Origin of the sequence: Actinoplanes sp. NPDC023936 (assembly GCF_040639325.1) — a bacterium.
Lineage (GTDB): Bacteria > Actinomycetota > Actinomycetes > Mycobacteriales > Micromonosporaceae > Actinoplanes.
In genome coordinates, this window is the sequence record NZ_JBEZZR010000010.1 from 174025 (window position 1) to 191679 (window position 17655).

At 71.5% G+C, this 17655-nt stretch carries 15 protein-coding genes; 11 read left to right on the forward strand and 4 right to left on the reverse strand.

Annotated elements, in window-relative coordinates:
* Positions 1 to 128: 128 nt before the first annotated feature.
* A complete protein-coding gene (locus AB0F72_RS16475; RefSeq protein ID WP_360431110.1) occupies positions 129 to 1082 on the reverse strand; it encodes an ECF subfamily RNA polymerase sigma factor, BldN family in 954 nt (317 codons plus the stop codon).
* A gap of 374 nt (positions 1083 to 1456) precedes the next feature.
* Between AB0F72_RS16475 and AB0F72_RS16480 the strand changes: the two genes are divergently transcribed.
* From AB0F72_RS16480 to hemB, 8 genes are all read left to right on the forward strand, one after another.
* Positions 1457 to 2968, forward strand: coding sequence for an AMP-binding protein (locus tag AB0F72_RS16480; protein WP_360431113.1), 1512 nt, complete (start codon positions 1457 to 1459; stop codon positions 2966 to 2968).
* Positions 2965 to 3213 carry a glutaredoxin family protein gene (locus AB0F72_RS16485; protein ID WP_360431116.1) on the forward strand — a complete coding sequence of 83 codons (249 nt, stop codon included), beginning with the start codon at positions 2965 to 2967 and terminating at the stop codon, positions 3211 to 3213. Before AB0F72_RS16480 ends, AB0F72_RS16485 begins: the two co-directional genes overlap by 4 nt.
* 11 nt (positions 3214 to 3224) lie before the next feature.
* A complete protein-coding gene (locus AB0F72_RS16490; RefSeq protein WP_360431119.1) occupies positions 3225 to 3866 on the forward strand; it encodes an HAD family hydrolase in 642 nt (213 codons plus the stop codon).
* Between the two features lie 232 nt (positions 3867 to 4098).
* Positions 4099 to 4839 (forward strand): redox-sensing transcriptional repressor Rex, encoded by a 741-nt coding sequence (locus AB0F72_RS16495; protein ID WP_360431122.1) that lies wholly within the window; start codon positions 4099 to 4101, stop codon positions 4837 to 4839.
* Entirely contained in the window at positions 4836 to 6152 is a 1317-nt protein-coding gene (locus AB0F72_RS16500; RefSeq protein WP_360431125.1) for a glutamyl-tRNA reductase, read from the forward strand. Before AB0F72_RS16495 ends, AB0F72_RS16500 begins: the two co-directional genes overlap by 4 nt.
* On the forward strand, positions 6149 to 7075 hold the full coding sequence (hemC, locus tag AB0F72_RS16505) for a hydroxymethylbilane synthase (RefSeq protein WP_360431128.1): 927 nt from the start codon (positions 6149 to 6151) through the stop codon (positions 7073 to 7075). The genes AB0F72_RS16500 and hemC overlap by 4 nt, the downstream gene beginning before the upstream one ends.
* Positions 7072 to 8658, forward strand: coding sequence for a uroporphyrinogen-III synthase (locus AB0F72_RS16510; protein WP_360431131.1), 1587 nt, complete (start codon positions 7072 to 7074; stop codon positions 8656 to 8658). The genes hemC and AB0F72_RS16510 overlap by 4 nt, the downstream gene beginning before the upstream one ends.
* A gap of 128 nt (positions 8659 to 8786) precedes the next feature.
* Positions 8787 to 9767, forward strand: coding sequence for a porphobilinogen synthase (hemB, locus tag AB0F72_RS16515; RefSeq protein ID WP_360431134.1), 981 nt, complete (start codon positions 8787 to 8789; stop codon positions 9765 to 9767).
* A gap of 106 nt (positions 9768 to 9873) precedes the next feature.
* Here the strand turns inward: hemB and AB0F72_RS16520 are convergent, their stop codons facing one another.
* Both AB0F72_RS16520 and AB0F72_RS16525 read right to left on the reverse strand, forming a co-directional pair.
* Positions 9874 to 10884 carry a GNAT family N-acetyltransferase gene (locus AB0F72_RS16520; protein WP_360431137.1) on the reverse strand — a complete coding sequence of 337 codons (1011 nt, stop codon included), beginning with the start codon at positions 10882 to 10884 and terminating at the stop codon, positions 9874 to 9876.
* A gap of 76 nt (positions 10885 to 10960) precedes the next feature.
* A complete protein-coding gene (locus AB0F72_RS16525) occupies positions 10961 to 12604 on the reverse strand; it encodes a lytic murein transglycosylase (RefSeq protein WP_360431140.1) in 1644 nt (547 codons plus the stop codon).
* 101 nt (positions 12605 to 12705) lie between these two features.
* On the opposite strand from AB0F72_RS16525, the gene AB0F72_RS16530 reads away from it, so the two are divergent.
* Together AB0F72_RS16530 and AB0F72_RS16535 are read left to right on the forward strand one after the other, a co-directional pair.
* A complete protein-coding gene (locus AB0F72_RS16530) occupies positions 12706 to 12930 on the forward strand; it encodes a zinc ribbon domain-containing protein (protein ID WP_360431143.1) in 225 nt (74 codons plus the stop codon).
* 418 nt (positions 12931 to 13348) lie between these two features.
* Entirely contained in the window at positions 13349 to 15916 is a 2568-nt protein-coding gene (locus AB0F72_RS16535) for an adenylate/guanylate cyclase domain-containing protein (RefSeq protein WP_360431146.1), read from the forward strand.
* 204 nt (positions 15917 to 16120) lie between these two features.
* Here the strand turns inward: AB0F72_RS16535 and AB0F72_RS16540 are convergent, their stop codons facing one another.
* Positions 16121 to 16558 carry a phospholipase gene (locus AB0F72_RS16540; RefSeq protein ID WP_360431149.1) on the reverse strand — a complete coding sequence of 146 codons (438 nt, stop codon included), beginning with the start codon at positions 16556 to 16558 and terminating at the stop codon, positions 16121 to 16123.
* 72 nt (positions 16559 to 16630) lie between these two features.
* Here AB0F72_RS16540 and AB0F72_RS16545 point away from each other — a divergent pair, with 72 nt between their 5' ends.
* A complete protein-coding gene (locus tag AB0F72_RS16545; protein WP_360431151.1) occupies positions 16631 to 17647 on the forward strand; it encodes a potassium channel family protein in 1017 nt (338 codons plus the stop codon).
* Positions 17648 to 17655 lie beyond the last annotated feature (8 nt).

The following is a 17655-nucleotide window of genomic DNA, read 5'->3' on the forward strand; positions in this document are numbered from 1 at the left end:
GGCGTAGGCGACGGAGGCGGATTTACCGGCCCCGGCTCGCATCCGGACAAACGCGCGACACGCGGCACCGGTTACGGGTACGAGGGGGTGCCATCGGGTATCGGAGATCGACATCCGAGAGCGCCTGATCAAGACTGGAACCCTTCCGGCAGCAACCGGTTGAGCGCTCGGACGGCCCGGTATTGCAGGGCCTTGATGGCGCCCTCGTTCTTGCCCATGGTCTGTGCCGTCTCGGCGACCGAGAAGCCCTGCAGGAAGCGCAGCACGATGCACTCCTGCTGCTCGGGGTTGAGCTGCTTGACCGCGGTGAGCAGGGCGACGTTCGTGATGTGGTCGACCACCGCGGATTCCGGGCTGCCCTCCGGTCCGCGGTCCTCCCGGTCGGCGTCGAGGACGTCCCCGGTGGTCACCTCGAGGCGGTACCGCCCCGACTTGAAGTGGTCGGCGACCAGGTTGCGGGCGATCGTGACCAGCCAGGCGCCGAGGTCCCGGCCCTGCCAGGTGAAGCTGCCGATGCGCTTGAGCGCGCGCAGGAAGGTGTCCGAGGTGAGGTCCTCGGCGAGCTGCCGATTGCCGACCCGGAAGTAGACGAACCGGAAGACGGTGTCGACGTACCGGTCGTAGATCAGTCCGAAGGCCTCGGCCTCGCCGGCCTGTGCCCGTTCGACGAGCGCCCACACCTCGGCGGCGGGGTCGCCACGATCGGGCCGGGCCGGGTGTTTCGGCGGCGCGGTCTCGGTGGGTGGTCCGGTGGTGCTCTGGGTCGGCAGGACGACGGTGTGGTCGCCCGGCGCCGTGTCCGGCTCGCCGATGTTCGACCGCTGACCCGCCGTCGGCTGGGCGGGCGGGCGTGGCGACCCGGCCCGTCCGCCGAACTTGCCGTTGCCTCCGTGTGGCTGGGCGACGGCCGGCGGCCCGTTCGGCGTCCGGCGGCTGCCGGTCTGCTTCGGGCTGTCACCGCGGATCGCGTTGACGATGCCGCCGTCGAACGACTCACGCAGGGTGTTCAAGCCCTCGTTGAGCGCGAGCCGGGCCGCGAGGACATCGCGGTGGAACGGGTCCCCGGCGTACACATGGGTCACTTCGCCTCCTCAACCCGGCGGGCCTGTGACGATCGCGAATCAGTCCCGCCAGACGTGAATTCGCCATGATTCCGTGCTTTGTGTGGCACAGCGGCCTCCTCGGGATGAGGGTGGTCACTCACAACAAAAGGGGCGGGTCAACCCGCTGAAAAGCCGGTCGACCTCACCCGTTGGTGTGGAGTCCGTTACGCAGACGGAAGTATCACCGACATCGGACACGAGGAGTCGCACACCATGTGCGCTGCGCGCAAAGCCGCGAATCGGATCTTTACCCCGTCCAGAGTCGGCTCGACGATCGCTGGTGGAGCGTCGGCGCCGACGGACCTGATGTCCGGCATGCCGCTCCGGGGTCGTTTGTGCCAAACTCGGGCCTCGTGGAGGAACCCGCCCGCGATCCGGTTGCCGAGGCCGCCGACCGCCACCCCGACCGGCCCGCCCTGATCGCCGGGGACGCGGTTCTCACCTGGGCAGAACTGGACAGTCGCGTGTCCACCGCGGCGCGCTGGGCGGCCGCGCGCACCGCGCCGGGCGATCGGGTCGCGCTGGTCCTCGGCAACACCGTGGACTTCGCCGTCGCCTACTTCGGAGTGCTGCGTGCCGGCCGGGTCGCGGTGCCGCTCAATCCCGGTTACACGGCCCGCGAGATCGATCATGCGGTGATGGACTCGGGGGCGGCGCTGATCGTCGGGGAACCCGCGGGACCGCCTCGGCTGCGCCTGGTGACTGCTCCCCGCGTACCCGATGAGCAGGAAGCTGGGGACGGCATCCTGCCGGCGGTCAAGGCAGCGGATCTCGCGGTCCTGCTCTACACCTCGGGGACGAGCGGGCGTCCGAAAGGGGCCATGCTCACCCACGCCGCGCTGGCGGCGAACCACGACCAGCTGGACCGGATCGAGCCGCCGGTGGTCGGCCCCGGCGACGTGGTGCTGCTCGCGGTGCCGTTCTTCCACGCCTACGGCCTGAACACCGGGCTCGGGACGGTCGCCCACCACGCGGCGACGGGGGTTCTGGCCGAGCGTTTCGATCCGGCGGAGACGCTCGCGCTGATCGCCCGGCACGAGGTGACTGTCGCGGTCGGCGTGCCCGGGATGTATCAGGCCTGGACCTCGGCGCCCGGCGCGGCGGAGGCCCTGCGCGGCCTGCGGACCGCGGTCTGTGGCGCGGCGCCGCTGGGTGCCGGCGCGGCGGCGCGCTTCCGCGCCGCGACGGGCAAGAGCATCCTGATCGGGTACGGGTTGACCGAGACGGCGCCGGTGCTCACCACGACCGCCGTCAGTCACCGGGACAAGAGCGACTCGATCGGCCGGCCGCTGCCCGGGGTCGAGCTGCTGCTGCGCGACCCGGCCGGCGCCGAGCTGTGGCGTGACGGCACCGCCTCGGTGGAGGACGACCTGGCCGACCTGAACCCGGCCGACCCGGACCTGGACGTCGCGGCCTCGGCCGGCACCGACCCCGGCGAGATCGTGGTGCGCGGCGCCAACCTCTTCTCCGGGTACTGGCCGGACGGCAGCGGCGGGCCCGGCCCGGACGGCTGGTGGCCCACCGGCGACGTGGCGTACGCGGACGGCGACGGCGACCTGGTCCTGGTCGACCGGATCGGCGAGCTGATCCTGGTGAACGGCTTCAACGTCTACCCCGCCGAGATAGAACGGGTATTGGACGGGCATCCGCGGGTGGCCGCCGCCGCCGTGGTCGCGGTGCCCGACGCGGAGAGCGGGCAGCGGCCGCACGCGTACGTGGTGCCCGCCGGCGAACCGCCGCCGAGCGTGACCGAGCTGCAGGTGTGGTGCGCGGCCCGGCTGGCCCGCTTCAAGCTGCCCGGCATCGAGCTGGTCACCGAACTGCCCCGGTCGCCGATCGGCAAAGTGCGTAAGAAGGAGCTATGAACCGACTCACCCTGATCAGCCGGGCCGGCTGCCACCTCTGCGAGGTCGCCGAGCAGACCCTCGACCGGATCGCGCCGCAGCAGTGGACCAAGGTCGACGTGGACTCCGACATCGAGTTGGAGCGGGATTACGGCGACCGGGTGCCGGTGCTGCTGCTGGACGGCAAGGAGCACGGATACTGGCGCATCGAGGAGGAGCGCCTGTTACGGGATTTGGCTCGACAGCCCGGGGAACCACGGCTGTAACTTGGCTCCTCGTGACAGCTAAGCACCTGGTCTGGGACTGGAACGGCACCCTTCTCGACGATCTTCCCCTGGTGGTCTCCTCGACCAACGCCGCGTTCGCGGCGGTCGGCGCCCGTAACGTCGCCGCCGACGAGCACCGGCGGGCCTTCCGCCGGCCGGTGGCCGAGTTCTACGCCGAGATGCTCGGCCGGGCCGTGGACGCCGAGGAGTTCGGGCGACTCGATCAGATCTTCCACGACGCGTACCGGCTCGGGCTGACCGACATCTCGCTGGCCGCCGACGCGATGACCGCGATCAAGACCTGGCCCGGCTCCCAGTCGCTGCTCTCCATGTGGTTCCACAGCGAGCTGGTCCCGGCCGTCGAGACGTACGGCCTGGCCGGGCTCTTCGCCCGTATCGACGGATTGCGCACCGAGGTCGGCGGCGATCTGAAGGCCGGGCACCTGGCGCGGCACCTGGCCGAGCTCGGCATCGACGGCAGCGACGTCGTCATGATCGGTGACTCTCTGGACGACGCGCACGCCGCCGAATCCGTCGGCGGGGCGGCCGTGCTCTACACCGGCGGCTTCACCGACCCGGACCGGTTGCGCAATTCCGGCTATCCGGTGGCCGACACGCTGGTAGGCGCGGTAGAGATGGCCATGTCACTCTAGGTCAGGTGGCCCTGGCGGGGGTCGCTCGGTAATACTCGATAGGTCGGCCCGGCTAACACAGCTGGGTCGATCTTGTCCAATTGTCCCGACAAGATCGCGATTTGTGCACGCCTTCACAAGCGCCTACTCTGTGACTCCGACGAGCCCCGCTACCACAGCCACCCCAAGAGGGTTTCACCGGTATCGCACAGACAGGGCTCACCGCAGGTCCGCCTCGTCGGCACGGAGTCAGATGAGTCAGCAGCGTCAAGGAAGCACGCCCGGCGATGCCGGTGGCGTCCCGGCCTTCCCGGATCTCCCGGAGGCCACTATCGCGCGGCTGCCCGAGTACCTGCGGGCTCTCCACCACCTCGCCGAGACCGGCGCCGAGACCGTCTCCAGCGAGGGCCTCGCGGCCGCGGCCGGAGTGAACTCCGCGAAGCTCCGCAAGGACCTCTCGCACCTGGGCTCCTACGGCACCCGTGGCGTCGGTTACGACGTCGCCCTGCTCGTCGACCAGATCGAGCACATCCTCGGCCTGGACAAGAACCGGGCGGTCTGCCTGGTCGGCGTCGGCAACCTCGGGCACGCCCTGGCGGGTTACGCCGGGTTCGCGAGCCGCGGTTTCCGGGTGGTGGCCCTCTTCGACGCCGATCCGAACAAGGTCGGCGAGCGGATCAACGGCCTCACCGTGCGGCACATCGACGACCTGAACGCGGTCGCCGCCGAGGAGTCGATCGCGATCGGCGTGATCGCCACCCCGCCCGGCTCCGCCCAGGCGGTCGCCGACGTGCTGGTCGCCGCCGGTGTGACAAGCATCCTGAACTTCGCGCCGGGCGTGCTCTCGGTGCCCCCGAATGTTGATGTTCGTAAGGTGGATCTCGCCATAGAGCTGCAGATCCTTTCGTTCCATGAGCACCGCAAGGCGTCTCTGACCGCGCTACCTGGTGGCCGGTCCGCCGCGGCGGGCAATCAGGAGGCGGTCGGCTCGTGAACCTGCTCAGCATCGGTGCCTCGTACCGCACCGCCGACGTCGCGGCCCTGGAGCGGCTCGCCATCCCCGAGTCCGCGGTGCCCGACTTGCTGCAGAAACTCGTCGCCCAGCCCTATGTCGGCGAGGCCGTCGTGGTCTCCACCTGCAACCGGGTCGAGGTCTACGCGGCGGTCTCCGGCTTCCACGGCGGGCTCGGCGACATCTGCAACGTGCTCGCCGAGCACTCCGGCATCCCGGCCAACGATCTCGCCGGCCACCTCTACGTGCACTACGGCGAGGCGGCGGTCCGGCACTCGTTCCGGGTCTCCTCCGGTCTCGACTCGATGGTCGTCGGCGAGGCTCAGATCCTCGGGCAGCTGCGCGACGCGTACCACGCGGCGACCGAGGTGGACTCGGCCGGCCGGCTGCTGCACGAGCTGATGCAGCAGGCGCTCCGGGTCGGTAAGCGGGCGCACGCCGAGACCGGCATCGACCGGGCCGGCCAGAGCGTCGTGACGGCCGCGCTGGACGTGGCCGCCGACCACCTGGGCGGCGACCTGTCCGGCCGGTCCGCGCTGGTGATCGGGGCGGGCGCGATGGGCGCTCTCTCGGTGGCCACGCTGACGCGTACCGGGGTGGGCCCGCTGCGGATCACCAACCGCAGCCTGGAGCGTGCCGACCGGCTGGCCGAGGCGTACGGCGCGGTCGCGGTCCCGTTCGAGGACCTGGAGACGGCCCTCCGCGAGGTGGACATCGTGGTCAGCGCGACCGCCTCCACCGAGCCGGTGCTGACCCGCTCCCGGCTGGAGGCGGCGCTCGCCGCCCGGAGCGGCGCCGCGCACCCGCTCGTCGTGCTGGACCTGGCCGTGCCGCGGGACGTGGCGCCGGACGCCGGCGACCTGCCGGGCCTGGTCGTGGTCGACATCGACAGCCTCGCGGCGAGCCGCCGGGCGCTGCCCGCGGCGGCCGAGACCGCGGCCGTCGAGCAGATCGTCGCCAGTGAGGTGGACAACTTCCTCGGCTGGCTGCGCGGCGCGGAGATCGCGCCTACCGTGGCGGCGTTGCGGACCCGTGCGGAGGAGGTGGTCTCGGCGGAGATGCGCAAGCTGATCTCGCGACGGCCGGACTTCACCGAGGAGCAGCGGGCCGATGTTTCCCGTACCCTGCACCGGGTCGTGCAGCAACTGCTGCATTCGCCGACGGTACGGGTGCGTCAGCTGGCCGCCGAACCCGGCGGGGATCAGTACGCGGCGTTGCTGCGTGAACTGTTCGACCTGGACGTGCCGCTCGCCACCCACGCGAACGCGGTGCCGGAGATCGGGGGGAAGGCGTGAAACCGCTTCGGCTCGGCACCCGGGGCAGCGCCCTGGCGGTCACCCAGTCGCAGATGGTCGCCGACGCGCTGACCGCTGCCACCGGCCGCCCGGTGGAACTGGTCCGGATCGTCACGCCCGGTGACCAATCCGCGGCGCCCGTCGCTCAGCTGGGCGTCGGTGTCTTCGTGTCCGCGCTGCGTGACGCGCTGATCGCCGATGAGATCGACTTCGCCGTCCACTCGTACAAGGATCTCCCGACCGGCGACTACCCGCGGCTGCACATCGCCGCCGTCCCGGTGCGGGAGGACCCCCGGGACGCGTTGATCACCCGTACCGGCCTGGCCCTCGCCGAGCTCCCGCCCGGTTCCAAGATCGGGACCGGAGCGGTGCGCCGAATCGCGCAACTGCGTGCTCTCGGCCTAGAGTTGCAGGTCACGCCGATTCGAGGGAACGTGGACACGCGGATCGCACGAGTGCTCGGCCCCCAGGCCGACCTCGACGCCGTCGTCCTCGCCCGAGCCGGTCTGGCGCGTCTCGGCCGGACCGGGGAGATCAGCGAGACGCTCGACCCGATGCTCATGCTGCCCGCCCCTGCCCAGGGCGCGCTGGCGGTGGAGTGCCGGGCCGGCGACACGGACCTGGTCGGGCTGCTGTCCGAGCTCGACCACGCACCGACCCGGGCCGCCGTCATGGCGGAACGGGCGTTGCTTGCCACGCTGGAGGCCGGGTGCTCCGCCCCGGTCGCCGCCTATGCCGAGCTCGCCGAAGGTGAGAACGGTGACGAGATCTACCTGCGCGGTGCGGTGATCAGCCCAGATGGGGTTCGAGCCATCCGGCTGTCGCGCACCGGAACGCCCGCCGGCGCGGCGGAGATCGGCAAGGCACTCGCCATCGATCTCCTCGACGCCGGCGCCGATACCCTGATGGGGAGCACAGAATGACCACCCGCACCGCCCGTAAGCCAGCCGGACGCATCGCGTTCATCGGCGCCGGACCCGGCGACCCGGAGCTGCTGACCCGTCGCGCGTACGCGGCGCTGACCGATGCCGACCAGGTGGTCTACGACCGCGGCGTGCCCGAGTCGCTGCTGAGCGCGATCCGCTCGGACGCCAAGGAAGACGCCCAGTTCAGCCCGGCCGAGGGCGCCCCCGGCGACGTCGCCAAGGTGCTGCTCTCCGCCGCCAAGTCCGGCCTCTCCGCGGTGCACCTGGTCGCCGGCGACCCGTTCGGCCACGACTCGGTGGTCAAGGAGGTGCAGGCGGTCGCCCGGACCGCTGTGCACTTCGAGGTGATCCCCGGCATCGGCCAGGCGGAGGGCGTCGCGGCGTACGCCGGTGTGCCGCTGCCCGGCGTGCGGGTCGCCGCCGACGTCGACGACATCACCACCCTGGACTTCGACGCGCTCGCCGGCGCGGCCCAGAAGGGCTCGTTCGCGGTCGCCGTGGACGCCGGCGACCTCGCCGCCGTGCGTGACGGCCTGCTCGCCGCCGGCGTCGAGCCGGGCGTCCCGGTCGGCGTGACCGGCGACGGCACCGGCGAGACGCAGTACACCACCACCTCGACCGTGGACAGCTTCGTCGCTGCGGCGCTCGGCTTCACCGGCCGGGTCGTGCTCACCGTCGGCTCCGAGGTCGCCGAGCGCGACACCATGAGCTGGTGGGAGAACCGCCCGCTGTACGGCTGGAAGGTGCTCGTGCCGCGGACCAAGGAGCAGGCCGGCGCGATGAGCGCCCGGCTGCGGGCCTACGGCGCGATCCCGTGCGAGGTGCCGACCATCGCGGTCGAGCCGCCGCGCACCCCGGCGCAGATGGAGCGCGCGGTCAAGGGCCTGGTCGACGGCCGGTACGCCTGGGTGATCTTCACTTCGGTGAACGCGGTCCGGGCGGTCTGGGAGAAATTCGCCGAGCACGGCCTGGACGCCCGCCACTTCGGCGGCGTCAAGATCGCGTGTATCGGTGAGGCCACCGCCGAGGCGGTCCGCGCGTTCGGCATCCAGCCCGAGCTGGTCCCGGCCGGCGAGCAGTCCAGCGAGGGCCTGCTGGCCGAGTTCTCGCCGCACGACGAGATCCTCGACCCGGTCGGCCGGGTGCTGCTGCCGCGTGCCGACATCGCCACCGAGACCCTGGCGGCCGGGCTCATCGAGCGCGGCTGGGAGGTCGACGACGTGACCGCGTACCGGACGGTGCGGGCGGCCCCGCCGCCGGCCGAGATCCGCGATGCGATCAAGTCGGGCGGCTTCGACGCGGTGCTCTTCACCTCGTCCTCGACCGTACGGAACCTGGTCGGCATCGCCGGCAAGCCGCACGCCCGCACGGTGGTGGCGGTGATCGGGCCGAAGACGGCGGAGACCGCTGTCGAGTTCGGCCTGCGGGTCGACACCCAGCCGCAGAACGCGTCGGTGCCCGACCTGGTCGAGGCGCTCGCCGAGTACGCGCTGGAGCTGCGCGAGAAGCTGGCCGCGATGCCGGCCAAGCAGCGCCGCGGCTCCAAGGTCCAGGGGCCCACGGCACTGCGATTCCGCTGATTTTCCTCTGAAGCGCGCCGGATTTCGTCCGGCGCGCTTTCGTTTTCCCGCTCGCCTTTGGTTCCCGCTCGTCTTTGGTTCCCGCTCGTCTTTCGTTTCCGCTCGTTGCCTTCTCCAGGGAGCATCTGATGTCCTTCCCCGACATCCGCCCGCGCCGGCTGCGGCGCACCCCGGCGATCCGCCGCCTCGTCGAGGAGACCCGGATCGCCCCGTCCGAGCTGGTCCTCCCGATCTTCCTCAAGGAGGGGCTGACCGATCCGAAACCGATCAGCTCGATGCCGGGCGTCGTCCAGCACACCCGCGAGTCACTGCTGAAGGCCGCGCACGACGCGGTCAGCGCCGGCGTCGGCGGCCTGATGCTCTTCGGCGTGCCGGACGACGCCAACAAGGACGAGACCGGCTCGGCCGGACTCGACCCGGAGGGCATCCTCAACGTCGGTCTTCGCGACCTCCGCCGCGAGTTCGGCGACGCGACGGTGGTGATGGGCGACCTCTGCCTGGACGAGTTCACCTCGCACGGGCACTGCGGCGTGCTCGCCGCCGACGGCTCGGTCGACAACGACGCCACCCTGGAGATCTACGCCGAGATGGCGGTGGCGCAGGCCGAGGCCGGCGCACACATGGTCGGCCCGTCCGGGATGATGGACGGCCAGATCGGCGTGATCCGGCGGGCCCTCGACAAGGCCGGCCACCAGGACATCGGGATCCTCGCCTACTCCGCGAAGTACGCGGGCGCGTTCTACGGCCCGTTCCGCGAGGCCGTCGAGTCCACCCTGCAGGGGGACCGCCGCCAGTACCAGCAGGACCCGCCGAACCTGCGGGAGGCGCTGCGCGAGGTCGACCTGGACGTGGCCGAGGGCGCCGACATCGTCATGGTGAAGCCGGCCCTGGCCTACCTCGACGTGATCGCCGCGATCCGCGAGCGGGTGACCGTCCCGGTCGCCGCCTACCAGGTCTCCGGCGAGTACGCGATGGTCGAGGCCGCGGCCGCCAACGGGTGGATCGACCGCGAGCGGGTGATCCTGGAGTCGCTGACCTCGATCAAGCGGGCCGGCGCCCAGATCACCCTGACGTACTGGGCCACCGAGGTGGCCCAGTCGCTCGGCTGACGCTGCTTTTGCCGATCTTGGAGGCTTGCCCACGGGCGTCATCGCGCAGCCCTCTCACGGCGATCTCCGCATGGGCTGTCGGTGAGCAAGCCGCCGAGATCGGGGGCTATTCCAGCCGCTGGACCAGGTGGGAGACATCGGCGATGTACTCGTACCAGTCCCGGTCCGACTGGTAGCCGAGCTCGGCGTTGACCTTCAGCATCGACTCGTTGTGCTGGGCGTTCCAGGTCTGCACCTGGCGCAGCGTGGGCTCCGCGGAGCGCAGCTCGAACAGCATCCGGGCCTTGATCGCCCGGTCGATGCCGTAACCGCGGTGCTCACGGACCACGATCGTGTCGTACTGGTCTGCCCGCTCGGGATGCTGAGCGGGCACCACCACCTCGGTGAGCCCGGCGACCGCCCCGGTGGCCTCGTGGATGGCGAGCACGATGTACGGCTTCAGGCCGCGCTTGTGAAGCGTTTCGATCGACTCGCGAAGCCGCTGCGGATCGGACGAGCGAGGCGCCAGGTCGAGATCGTCGTCGTCGTTCTGGGCTTCCGCCTTGGCCTGCGCGTACGCCTCCAGCAGCGAGTCCGGCGGGCCACCCGGGTGGTACTCCACGCGGTAGCCGGAGCTGATCCCGCTCGCCATCGCGCCCAGCGTCAGCCAGTCCACCGATTCGAGGTTGAGCACGCTGCGGGTCTCCACGTACTCCCGCTCGAAGCCCAGCGACTCGTAGAACGGGATGGCCGTGGTGCCGCCGATCGCCTCCACGCCGATCGAGGTGAACCCTTCGAGGTACGCCCGGCGGGCCGCCACCCCGACCAGCTGACGGCCGAGACCGCGGCGGCGCAGGTCGGGCCGGACCAGAATCTCCAGCACGCCGATGTCGCCGAGCAGCAGGATGTTGACGTGGGCGAAGATCTCCCCCTCGCCCTCGGGCACCCGGTCGTCCTCGACCACCCAGGTGATCCGGCGCTCGCCCGGCATGGTCTCGGCGAGATAGTCCCGCACCTGCACGTCGCGCCAGGGTGGATCATCAGGGAGATCAGCGGCCATGGCCGCGTTCACCGTCTCCACGAGCGACTGGATCTCGGCCGCGGACGCGGAGCGTGGATCCCATTCACGCACCCTCACCCGTACATCGTGCCGTTAACGTGACCACTAGGGAAGTGCTCACCACGCAAAAGTACCGGTCTGCTCACCGAGAGTGTCAGCTCTGGCTGCGGCGTCCGTAATCGTCCGCGTACTGGAAAACCCTCTGTGCGTACGGCCGGACCGCGTTGTACGACAGGATCGCGTCCCACCAGGACTCCGCCTTGGCCAGATCGCGCCCGCCCTTGCAGAGGTAGACGGCGGCGGTCAGCGCGGCGTCGTCGATGTCGTTCGGGTTCGTCACGCCGTCCCGGTCCGCGTCGACAGCGTTCTCCTTCCAGGTGGACGGGATGAACTGCATCGGCCCGATCGCCCGGTCGTGAGTGGTGTCGCCGTCGAGCTGTCCCTGATCGGTGTCCGCGATCATCTGCCGGCCGCCCTGCCCGTTCAGCGGCAGGCCGTAGATCGTCGGAGAGGCCACTCCGTCGACACCGAGCACCGCGCCGTTGAACGCGCCGTGGTCGGACTCGACCTTCGCGAGCGCGGCGAGTGTGGTCCAGCTCAGGTGGCAGGAGGGCGTGGTCTTGGCGGCGACCAGTTCGGCGTACCCATAGGCCTGCACCGCCACGACCGGGATGCCGACCTTGGTGCCGACCTGGGTGGCCCAGCTGGAGAGCGCGTCGGCCGGCCGTCCGCCGCCCGTTCCCGGCTGCGTGGTGGGCAGCCCCGCGCCGGGCAGCCCCGCGCCCGGAAGTCCAGTTGCCGGCAGCCCGGTGGTCGCGCCCGGCAGGCCGGTCGCCCCCGCGCCGGGCAGTCCGGTGGCGCCGGCGCCGGGCAGACCCGTCGCGCCGGCTCCCGGCAGTCCGGTGGCTCCCGCGCCGGGCAGTCCGGTCGCTCCGGCGCCGGGCAATCCGGTCGCGCCGGCGCCGGGCAGCCCCGCGCCGCCGTCCGCCGGAAGCCCGGTCCCCGCCGCGGGGTCCCCGGGCATGGCCGAGACGTTCGCGCTGGGTGCCGGGCCGGCCTCCAAAGCCTTCGGTACGAGGTAAGCGCCGGACGTTCCGGCCAGGATCACCAGAGCCACGATGACGAAGCCGGGGATGACGACACGGCCACTGGGTCCCTTGGCCCACAGCGCGGTGGCCCGCCCCGCCCGCCCGGCGGCCCGCAGAGACCGCCGTCCCACTCCCGGGCTCGCGGCTGCTGCGACGGCGGTGGCGGGTTCGCTCTTGCCGCTTGCGCTCTCTGCGCCGGCCTTGTCGTCCTTAGCGCCTTTATCGGCCTTATCGGATTTGTCGCCCGTGGTCGCGTCGGCCTTGCCTGCGTCGGCCTTGCCTGTCTCGGCCTTGGCAGCGTCGGCCTTGGCTGCGTCGGCTCCAGCGGGGCCGGCTTTTTCTGCCTCAGTCTTGGCTGCGTCGGCCTTGGCTGCGTCGGCCTTGCCTGGTTCGGGCTTGGTCGGCTCGATCTTGGCAGGGGAGTCGCTGCCCGGCTTGTCGGAATCGTCCTTGCTGGCGGCATCTGTCTTCGGGGCGGTGGGCGGCTTCGTCAGCCCTTCCGTCCCGGCGCCGGCCGAGGCATTCTGCGCCGTGGCTCCGCCCGCCGGTATCGCACCGACCTGCGGCATCGCGCTGACCTCAGGCGCTCCGCCGAAGTTTTCCGACTTGTCGCCCGGAGCCGCGCCGGAACCACTCAACGGCCCCCGCTGGCGGGGTGCCGCCGAGCGCAGCTCGAACCGCTCTGCCGGTTTCTTCGGTGCCTCCGCCACGGCGTTGACCCTACCCGTTCGTGTCACCCACCGCGGAAGTCGATCCGGCCCTGTGGAAGCTCTCGGTGCGCGGACGACCGTAGGGGCCCTACGCTGGTCTGATGCCGCGTTATGAGTTCCGGTGCCGCGCCTGCGCCGCCACCTTCGAGATCAGTCGCCCGATGAGCGAGGCCGCCGAGCCGGCGCCCTGTCCGCAGGGGCACGGCGACACCGTGAAGCTGCTGTCCACAGTCGCCGTCACCGGCCGCGGCGGCGCGAGCCCGGCTCCCGCCCCGGCCCGCCCTTCCGGCGGCGGCGGTTGCTGCGGAGGCGCCTGCGGCTGCTGACGGCGAACCGGCCCGGCGGAGGCGGGCCCGGAAAGCGAGCCCGCCGGCACGGACGGCCCGCCGGCCCGGAACAGAGGTGTTCCGCGATCGACTGCGGCGGGTGAGCCCCCGCTCGCGCCGCGTGCCGATTCGGTGCCTCGGACGGGTACACCCGAACGTCCTGACGCTTTCGGCCGGTTGTGGCGTTTCCGCCTTCGATCTCTTTCGTTACGAGACGCGTAGTCCCGTACGTCACGCGTCGATGTGGCGATCTCAGGTCATCCGTAAGGGGTCGGCCATGGCGGGCAAATGATTACCGTCCGTTTCTACGATGGGCGGTGACACAGAGATACGGCAGCATGAGGCACGACTTCCAAAAGGGGGCGGAGGGTCCACCGTGTCGGGATGGAGCGAGCTACCCAGTGGCCTGGTGACCTTCATGTTCACCGACATAGAGGGCTCCACGCGGTTGGCCAGGATGCTCGGCGAGGCATACCGGGGCGTGCTCGGAGCGCACCGATCAGTGCTACGCGCTGTGCTGGCCGACTTCGGTGGTGTCGAGCTCCTTACGGAGGGTGACTCATTTTTCATCGCGTTCGCGAACGCTGACGCGGCCGTCGCCGCGTGTGTGGAGGCGCAGCGGCGACTGTCCGCATACGACTGGCCGCGACGCGACGCGGTGCCCCGTGTCCGGATGGGACTGCACACCGGACGGGCCACACCTGTCGGCCGGGAGTACGCGAGCGCCGAGGTGCACCGGGCGGCCCGGGTGTCGGCCGCGGCCCACGGCGGCCAGATCCTCTGCTCGGAGGCGACCGCGCTGGCCGTCACGGCGGCGTACACCGCCCCCGCACACCGGCCGTCGGGACAGACGCTTGCCGACGTCGACCTGCTGGATCTCGGTGCGTTCCGGCTGCGCGGCTTCGACGACGACGAGCGGATCTTCCAGGTGCTCGCGCCGGGGCTGGAGCGCGAGTTCCCCCGCCCGCGCACCGCTGAGGCGCCACGCCACAACCTGCCCGCGCCGTCCAGCCGGTTCGTCGGCCGAGCCGCCGAGTCCGCTGAGCTGGCCGAGCTGATCAGCCACAACCGACTGGTCACGGTGGTGGGAGCGGGCGGGGCCGGCAAGACGCGACTCACTCTGGCTGTCGCGGAGCAGCTGCTTCCCGCGTACCCAGGCGGAATTTGGACGGTCGATGCCGCGACCGCGGCAGACGGCTTGCCCGCGACGCTGGCCGCGGCTCTGGGGCTGCGCCCCGAACCGGGCCGTCCGATGATCGACACCCTGGTCGAGCAGTGCGCCGAGCGGCGGATGCTGGTGGTGCTGCAGACGTGTGACGCGGCGCCGGCGCTGACCGCGACGCTGGTGCACCGCCTGCTCAGCCGGTGCCGCCGGCTGGATGTGGTGGCGACCGGCCGGGCGCCGCTGGGGCTTCCCGGCGAGACCGTCTGGCGGATTCCGCCGCTGGCGCCGGCGGACGCGTTCGCGCTGCTGCGGGAGCGTGCCTCGGCCGCGCAGGGCGGCCGTGTCGGTGACGGCGATCAGCAGCTGGCATGTCTCGCGGCCCGGCTGGAGGGTTCGCCGCTGGCGATCGAACTGGCGGCCTCCCGGCTGCGTCTGCTGCCGGCCGAGCAGCTGGCCCGGCGGCTGGACGACCCGCTCGGCGCGCTGGACAACGACGCCGCGGGCGACGGCCGGCACGCCAGCCTGACCAACAACCTGGCCTGGTCCTATCGAACTCTCGGCAGCCGCGCCGCGGACCTGTTGCGCCGGCTCGCGGTCTTCGCCGGTCCGGTGGATCTCGCAACGGTGGAGTGGTGCGGCACCGAAGCTCTCGGCGCGCTCTCCGAGCTTGCCGACAAATCGGTGGTCGAGGTGGTGCCCGGCCCTCGCTACCGGCTTTCCGATCAGGTACGGGCATACGCGCTCCGCAAACTTTCCGCCGCCGGCGATGAGCAGGCTGTTCGTGACCGTCACCTCACCTGGGCGATGCAGGTGCTGGAGAAGGTGGCCGCGGACTCCGACGGCACTGTCTCGCTCACCGAGCTGAGCCCGTTCGTGGCGGAGTGGCAGGCCGCGCTGCGCTGGGCCGCGACGAGCGGCGCCGCGCGTGCCGGTCTGCGGCTGGCCGGCGCGCTCGATCCGTGGTGGCGGGAGCACGGCGACGCCGCTGAGGCTCGTGACCTGCTGGGACGTCTCTACCGGCGGGTCGGCGACGAGACCGGCCCGCGCGATCTGGCCGGCGCCTATCTGGTCCATGCCGGACTCGCCGAGGACCGCTGGGAGCGGGAGCTGTTCCTGGCCCGGGCCGAGGAGCAGGCCCGCCGGTCCGGTGACCCCGCGCTGCTGATCCGGTCGCTCGCCGCCCAGCGGGTGCAGCTGGACGGTGACGCCGAGGCCGCCGAGCGGGCCTGCCGTCACGTGATCGCCGAGGCGGACCGGCTCGGCGCCCCGTCCGCGGCGCTCCCGGCGGTGCTGGCCCTGGCCGAGCTGCTGTGGCGCCGGGACGCGCTGGCCGAGGCCGCCGAGCTGCTGGCCGGCGCCCGCCAGATCGAGGCGGCACACCCCGAGGACCGGGGCCGGCGGGCCGTGGACTGGTTGCTCGGCATGGTCGCGCTTCGGCGCCGTGACCTGGTGGCGGCGCACGACCACCTGGTGGTGGCGTTGCGGTCGAGGTTGCGGCACGGTTTCCGGGGTGCCGCCGCGGACGCCGTCGCGGCGATCGCGGTCCGCTGCGTCCTGGGTGATGACCCGGCGACAGCGGCGGTCCTCTTCGGGGGGGCGGAGACGGCGCGCGGCGCGCGGCGCACCGAGTCGTTCGGCGCGTTCTGGTCGGCGCAGCAGGCGGCGTTGCGGACGGCGCTCGGCGACGCGGCCTTCGACGCGGCCTACGCGGAAGGCGCAGGCTTGGGGTTCGACCGCATTGTGGCGCTCGCGCTGGCAGTCGAGCATCCGGACCTGGAAGACGGAGCAGCCCGCTTCGCCAACGCGGTAGCGGGCTCCTAGCCGCGCTGCCTCGCTCACGCTCCCTTGGGCGCGGTCCGGCCTCCCGCGAGGTCCGCCTTCCGCGAGGTCCGCCTTCCGCGCGATCTTGGCGGTTTGCCGGGCACCGTGCGGGAGGAGCGGGAGGGCGTGGGCACGCGCGGCAGGGTGCGCTGGGGCGGGAGGAAACGGGTGCGCTCGGGAGACGGACAGCGGGGAGGCGTCGCGCTACTCGCCGAAGAGGCGGACCGTCTCGTAGTAGGTGAAGGCCAGGACGTTGCACGGCGGCTGGGCGGCGAGCCGATGGCTGTCGCACTCGCGGCGCAGGTCGGCGCGGAACACCTCGTCGAGCCGGGCCCGGTGCTCGCCGAGGGTGCCGGCGGCCCGGTAGTTGCGGTACCCGAAGTCGTGGTGACGGCAGGCCAGTCCGAAATTGAAGCCGAACGGATTCTCCGGCGCGTGACTGCACTTGTCGGTGGACCAGTCGAAGCCGTACGCCGCCCACGCCTGCCGGTCGAGCCGGGCCGCGTTCCACGCCGCCGTGCTGGCCGCGGTCGGCTGTGTCCAGCGCATCAACAGCGTCGCCTTGTCGACCGTTGTGGCGCCGGCCGGCTGACCGGTGAGTACGATCACCGCGGCCAGAAGGGAAGCTGCTCGGTAACTCATCGGGCCTCCGATGACGTCCTACGAGTGTGATCTCCAGCTTGACCGTTAGGGTGAGGGCGTGCGGGCGGTTTCATGATTCATCTACCGATGGTCCGCCAGGGGCCGTTGAGGGCCCTGGCCGTCCGGCTCGCGATGGCGTGCACCCTGGTTCTTCTCGCCGTGGCCGTGATCTATGCGGACCGCGAGGGCTACCGTGACGTCAACGAGGACGGTCTGACCCTCCTCGACTGCTTCTACTACGCCGTGGTCTCCCTCTCCACCACCGGCTACGGCGACATCACTCCGGCGACGCAGAGCGCCCGCCTGGTGAACGTCCTGCTCATCACGCCCGCCCGGGTGCTCTTCCTGATCATCCTGGTCGGCACCACGCTGGAGGTGCTGACCGACCAGTACCGCAAGGGCCTTCGGGTCAGCCGGTGGAGGCGAAAGTTGAAGGACCACGTGATCATCTGCGGCTACGGCACGAAGGGCCGGGCCGCGGTCGCCGCGCTGCTGGAGACCGGTTACGACAAGTCCCGCATCGTGATCGTGGAGAACCGCGAGGCCGGGGTACGGCAGGCGCAGGCGAGCGGGTTCGTCGTGATCGAGGGCGACGCGACCCGTTCGGCGGTGCTGAACGACGCGGACGTGAAGAACTGCAAGTCGGTCATCATCGCGACCGACCGCGACGAGGCGTCCGTCCTGATCACCCTGACCGTTCGGCAGCTGACCGCCGGCCAGGTCCGGATCATCGCGGCGGTCCGCGAGCAGGAGAACGCCGCCCTGCTCAAGCAGAGCGGCGCCCACCACGTGATCGTCTCGTCCTCGACGGCCGGCCGGCTGCTCGGCCTGACCACCACCGCTCCGCCGCTGATCGACGTGGTGGAGGACCTGCTCACCCCCGGCCAGGGGATGGCGCTGGCGATGCGTTCCGCCGAGCGCGCCGAGGTCGGCCAGAACCCGCGTCGGCTGCCCACCCTGGTGGTGGCGCTGATCCGCCGCGGCAAGGTGCTCCCGCTCGGCGGCGAGCAGGCCGTCACGATCGAGACGGGCGACCTGCTCGTCTACATCCGGGACGACGAGGGCGTCACCAGCGGAGTCACCGTCTAGAGCAGCGA

What these genes read in the sequence shown, in the direction of transcription:
- AB0F72_RS16485 (WP_360431116.1), top strand. Translation starts at nt 2,965, where the DNA reads ATGAACCGACTCACCCTGATCAGCCGGGCCGGCTGCCACCTCTGCGAG.
- AB0F72_RS16495 (WP_360431122.1), top strand. Translation starts at nt 4,099, where the DNA reads ATGAGTCAGCAGCGTCAAGGAAGCACGCCCGGCGATGCCGGTGGCGTC.
- AB0F72_RS16510 (WP_360431131.1), top strand. Translation starts at nt 7,072, where the DNA reads ATGACCACCCGCACCGCCCGTAAGCCAGCCGGACGCATCGCGTTCATC.
- hemB (WP_360431134.1), top strand. Translation starts at nt 8,787, where the DNA reads ATGTCCTTCCCCGACATCCGCCCGCGCCGGCTGCGGCGCACCCCGGCG.
- AB0F72_RS16530 (WP_360431143.1), top strand. Translation starts at nt 12,706, where the DNA reads ATGCCGCGTTATGAGTTCCGGTGCCGCGCCTGCGCCGCCACCTTCGAG.
- AB0F72_RS16535 (WP_360431146.1), top strand. Translation starts at nt 13,349, where the DNA reads ATGTTCACCGACATAGAGGGCTCCACGCGGTTGGCCAGGATGCTCGGC.
- AB0F72_RS16540 (WP_360431149.1), bottom strand. Translation starts at nt 16,558, where the DNA reads ATGAGTTACCGAGCAGCTTCCCTTCTGGCCGCGGTGATCGTACTCACC.
- AB0F72_RS16545 (WP_360431151.1), top strand. Translation starts at nt 16,631, where the DNA reads ATGATTCATCTACCGATGGTCCGCCAGGGGCCGTTGAGGGCCCTGGCC.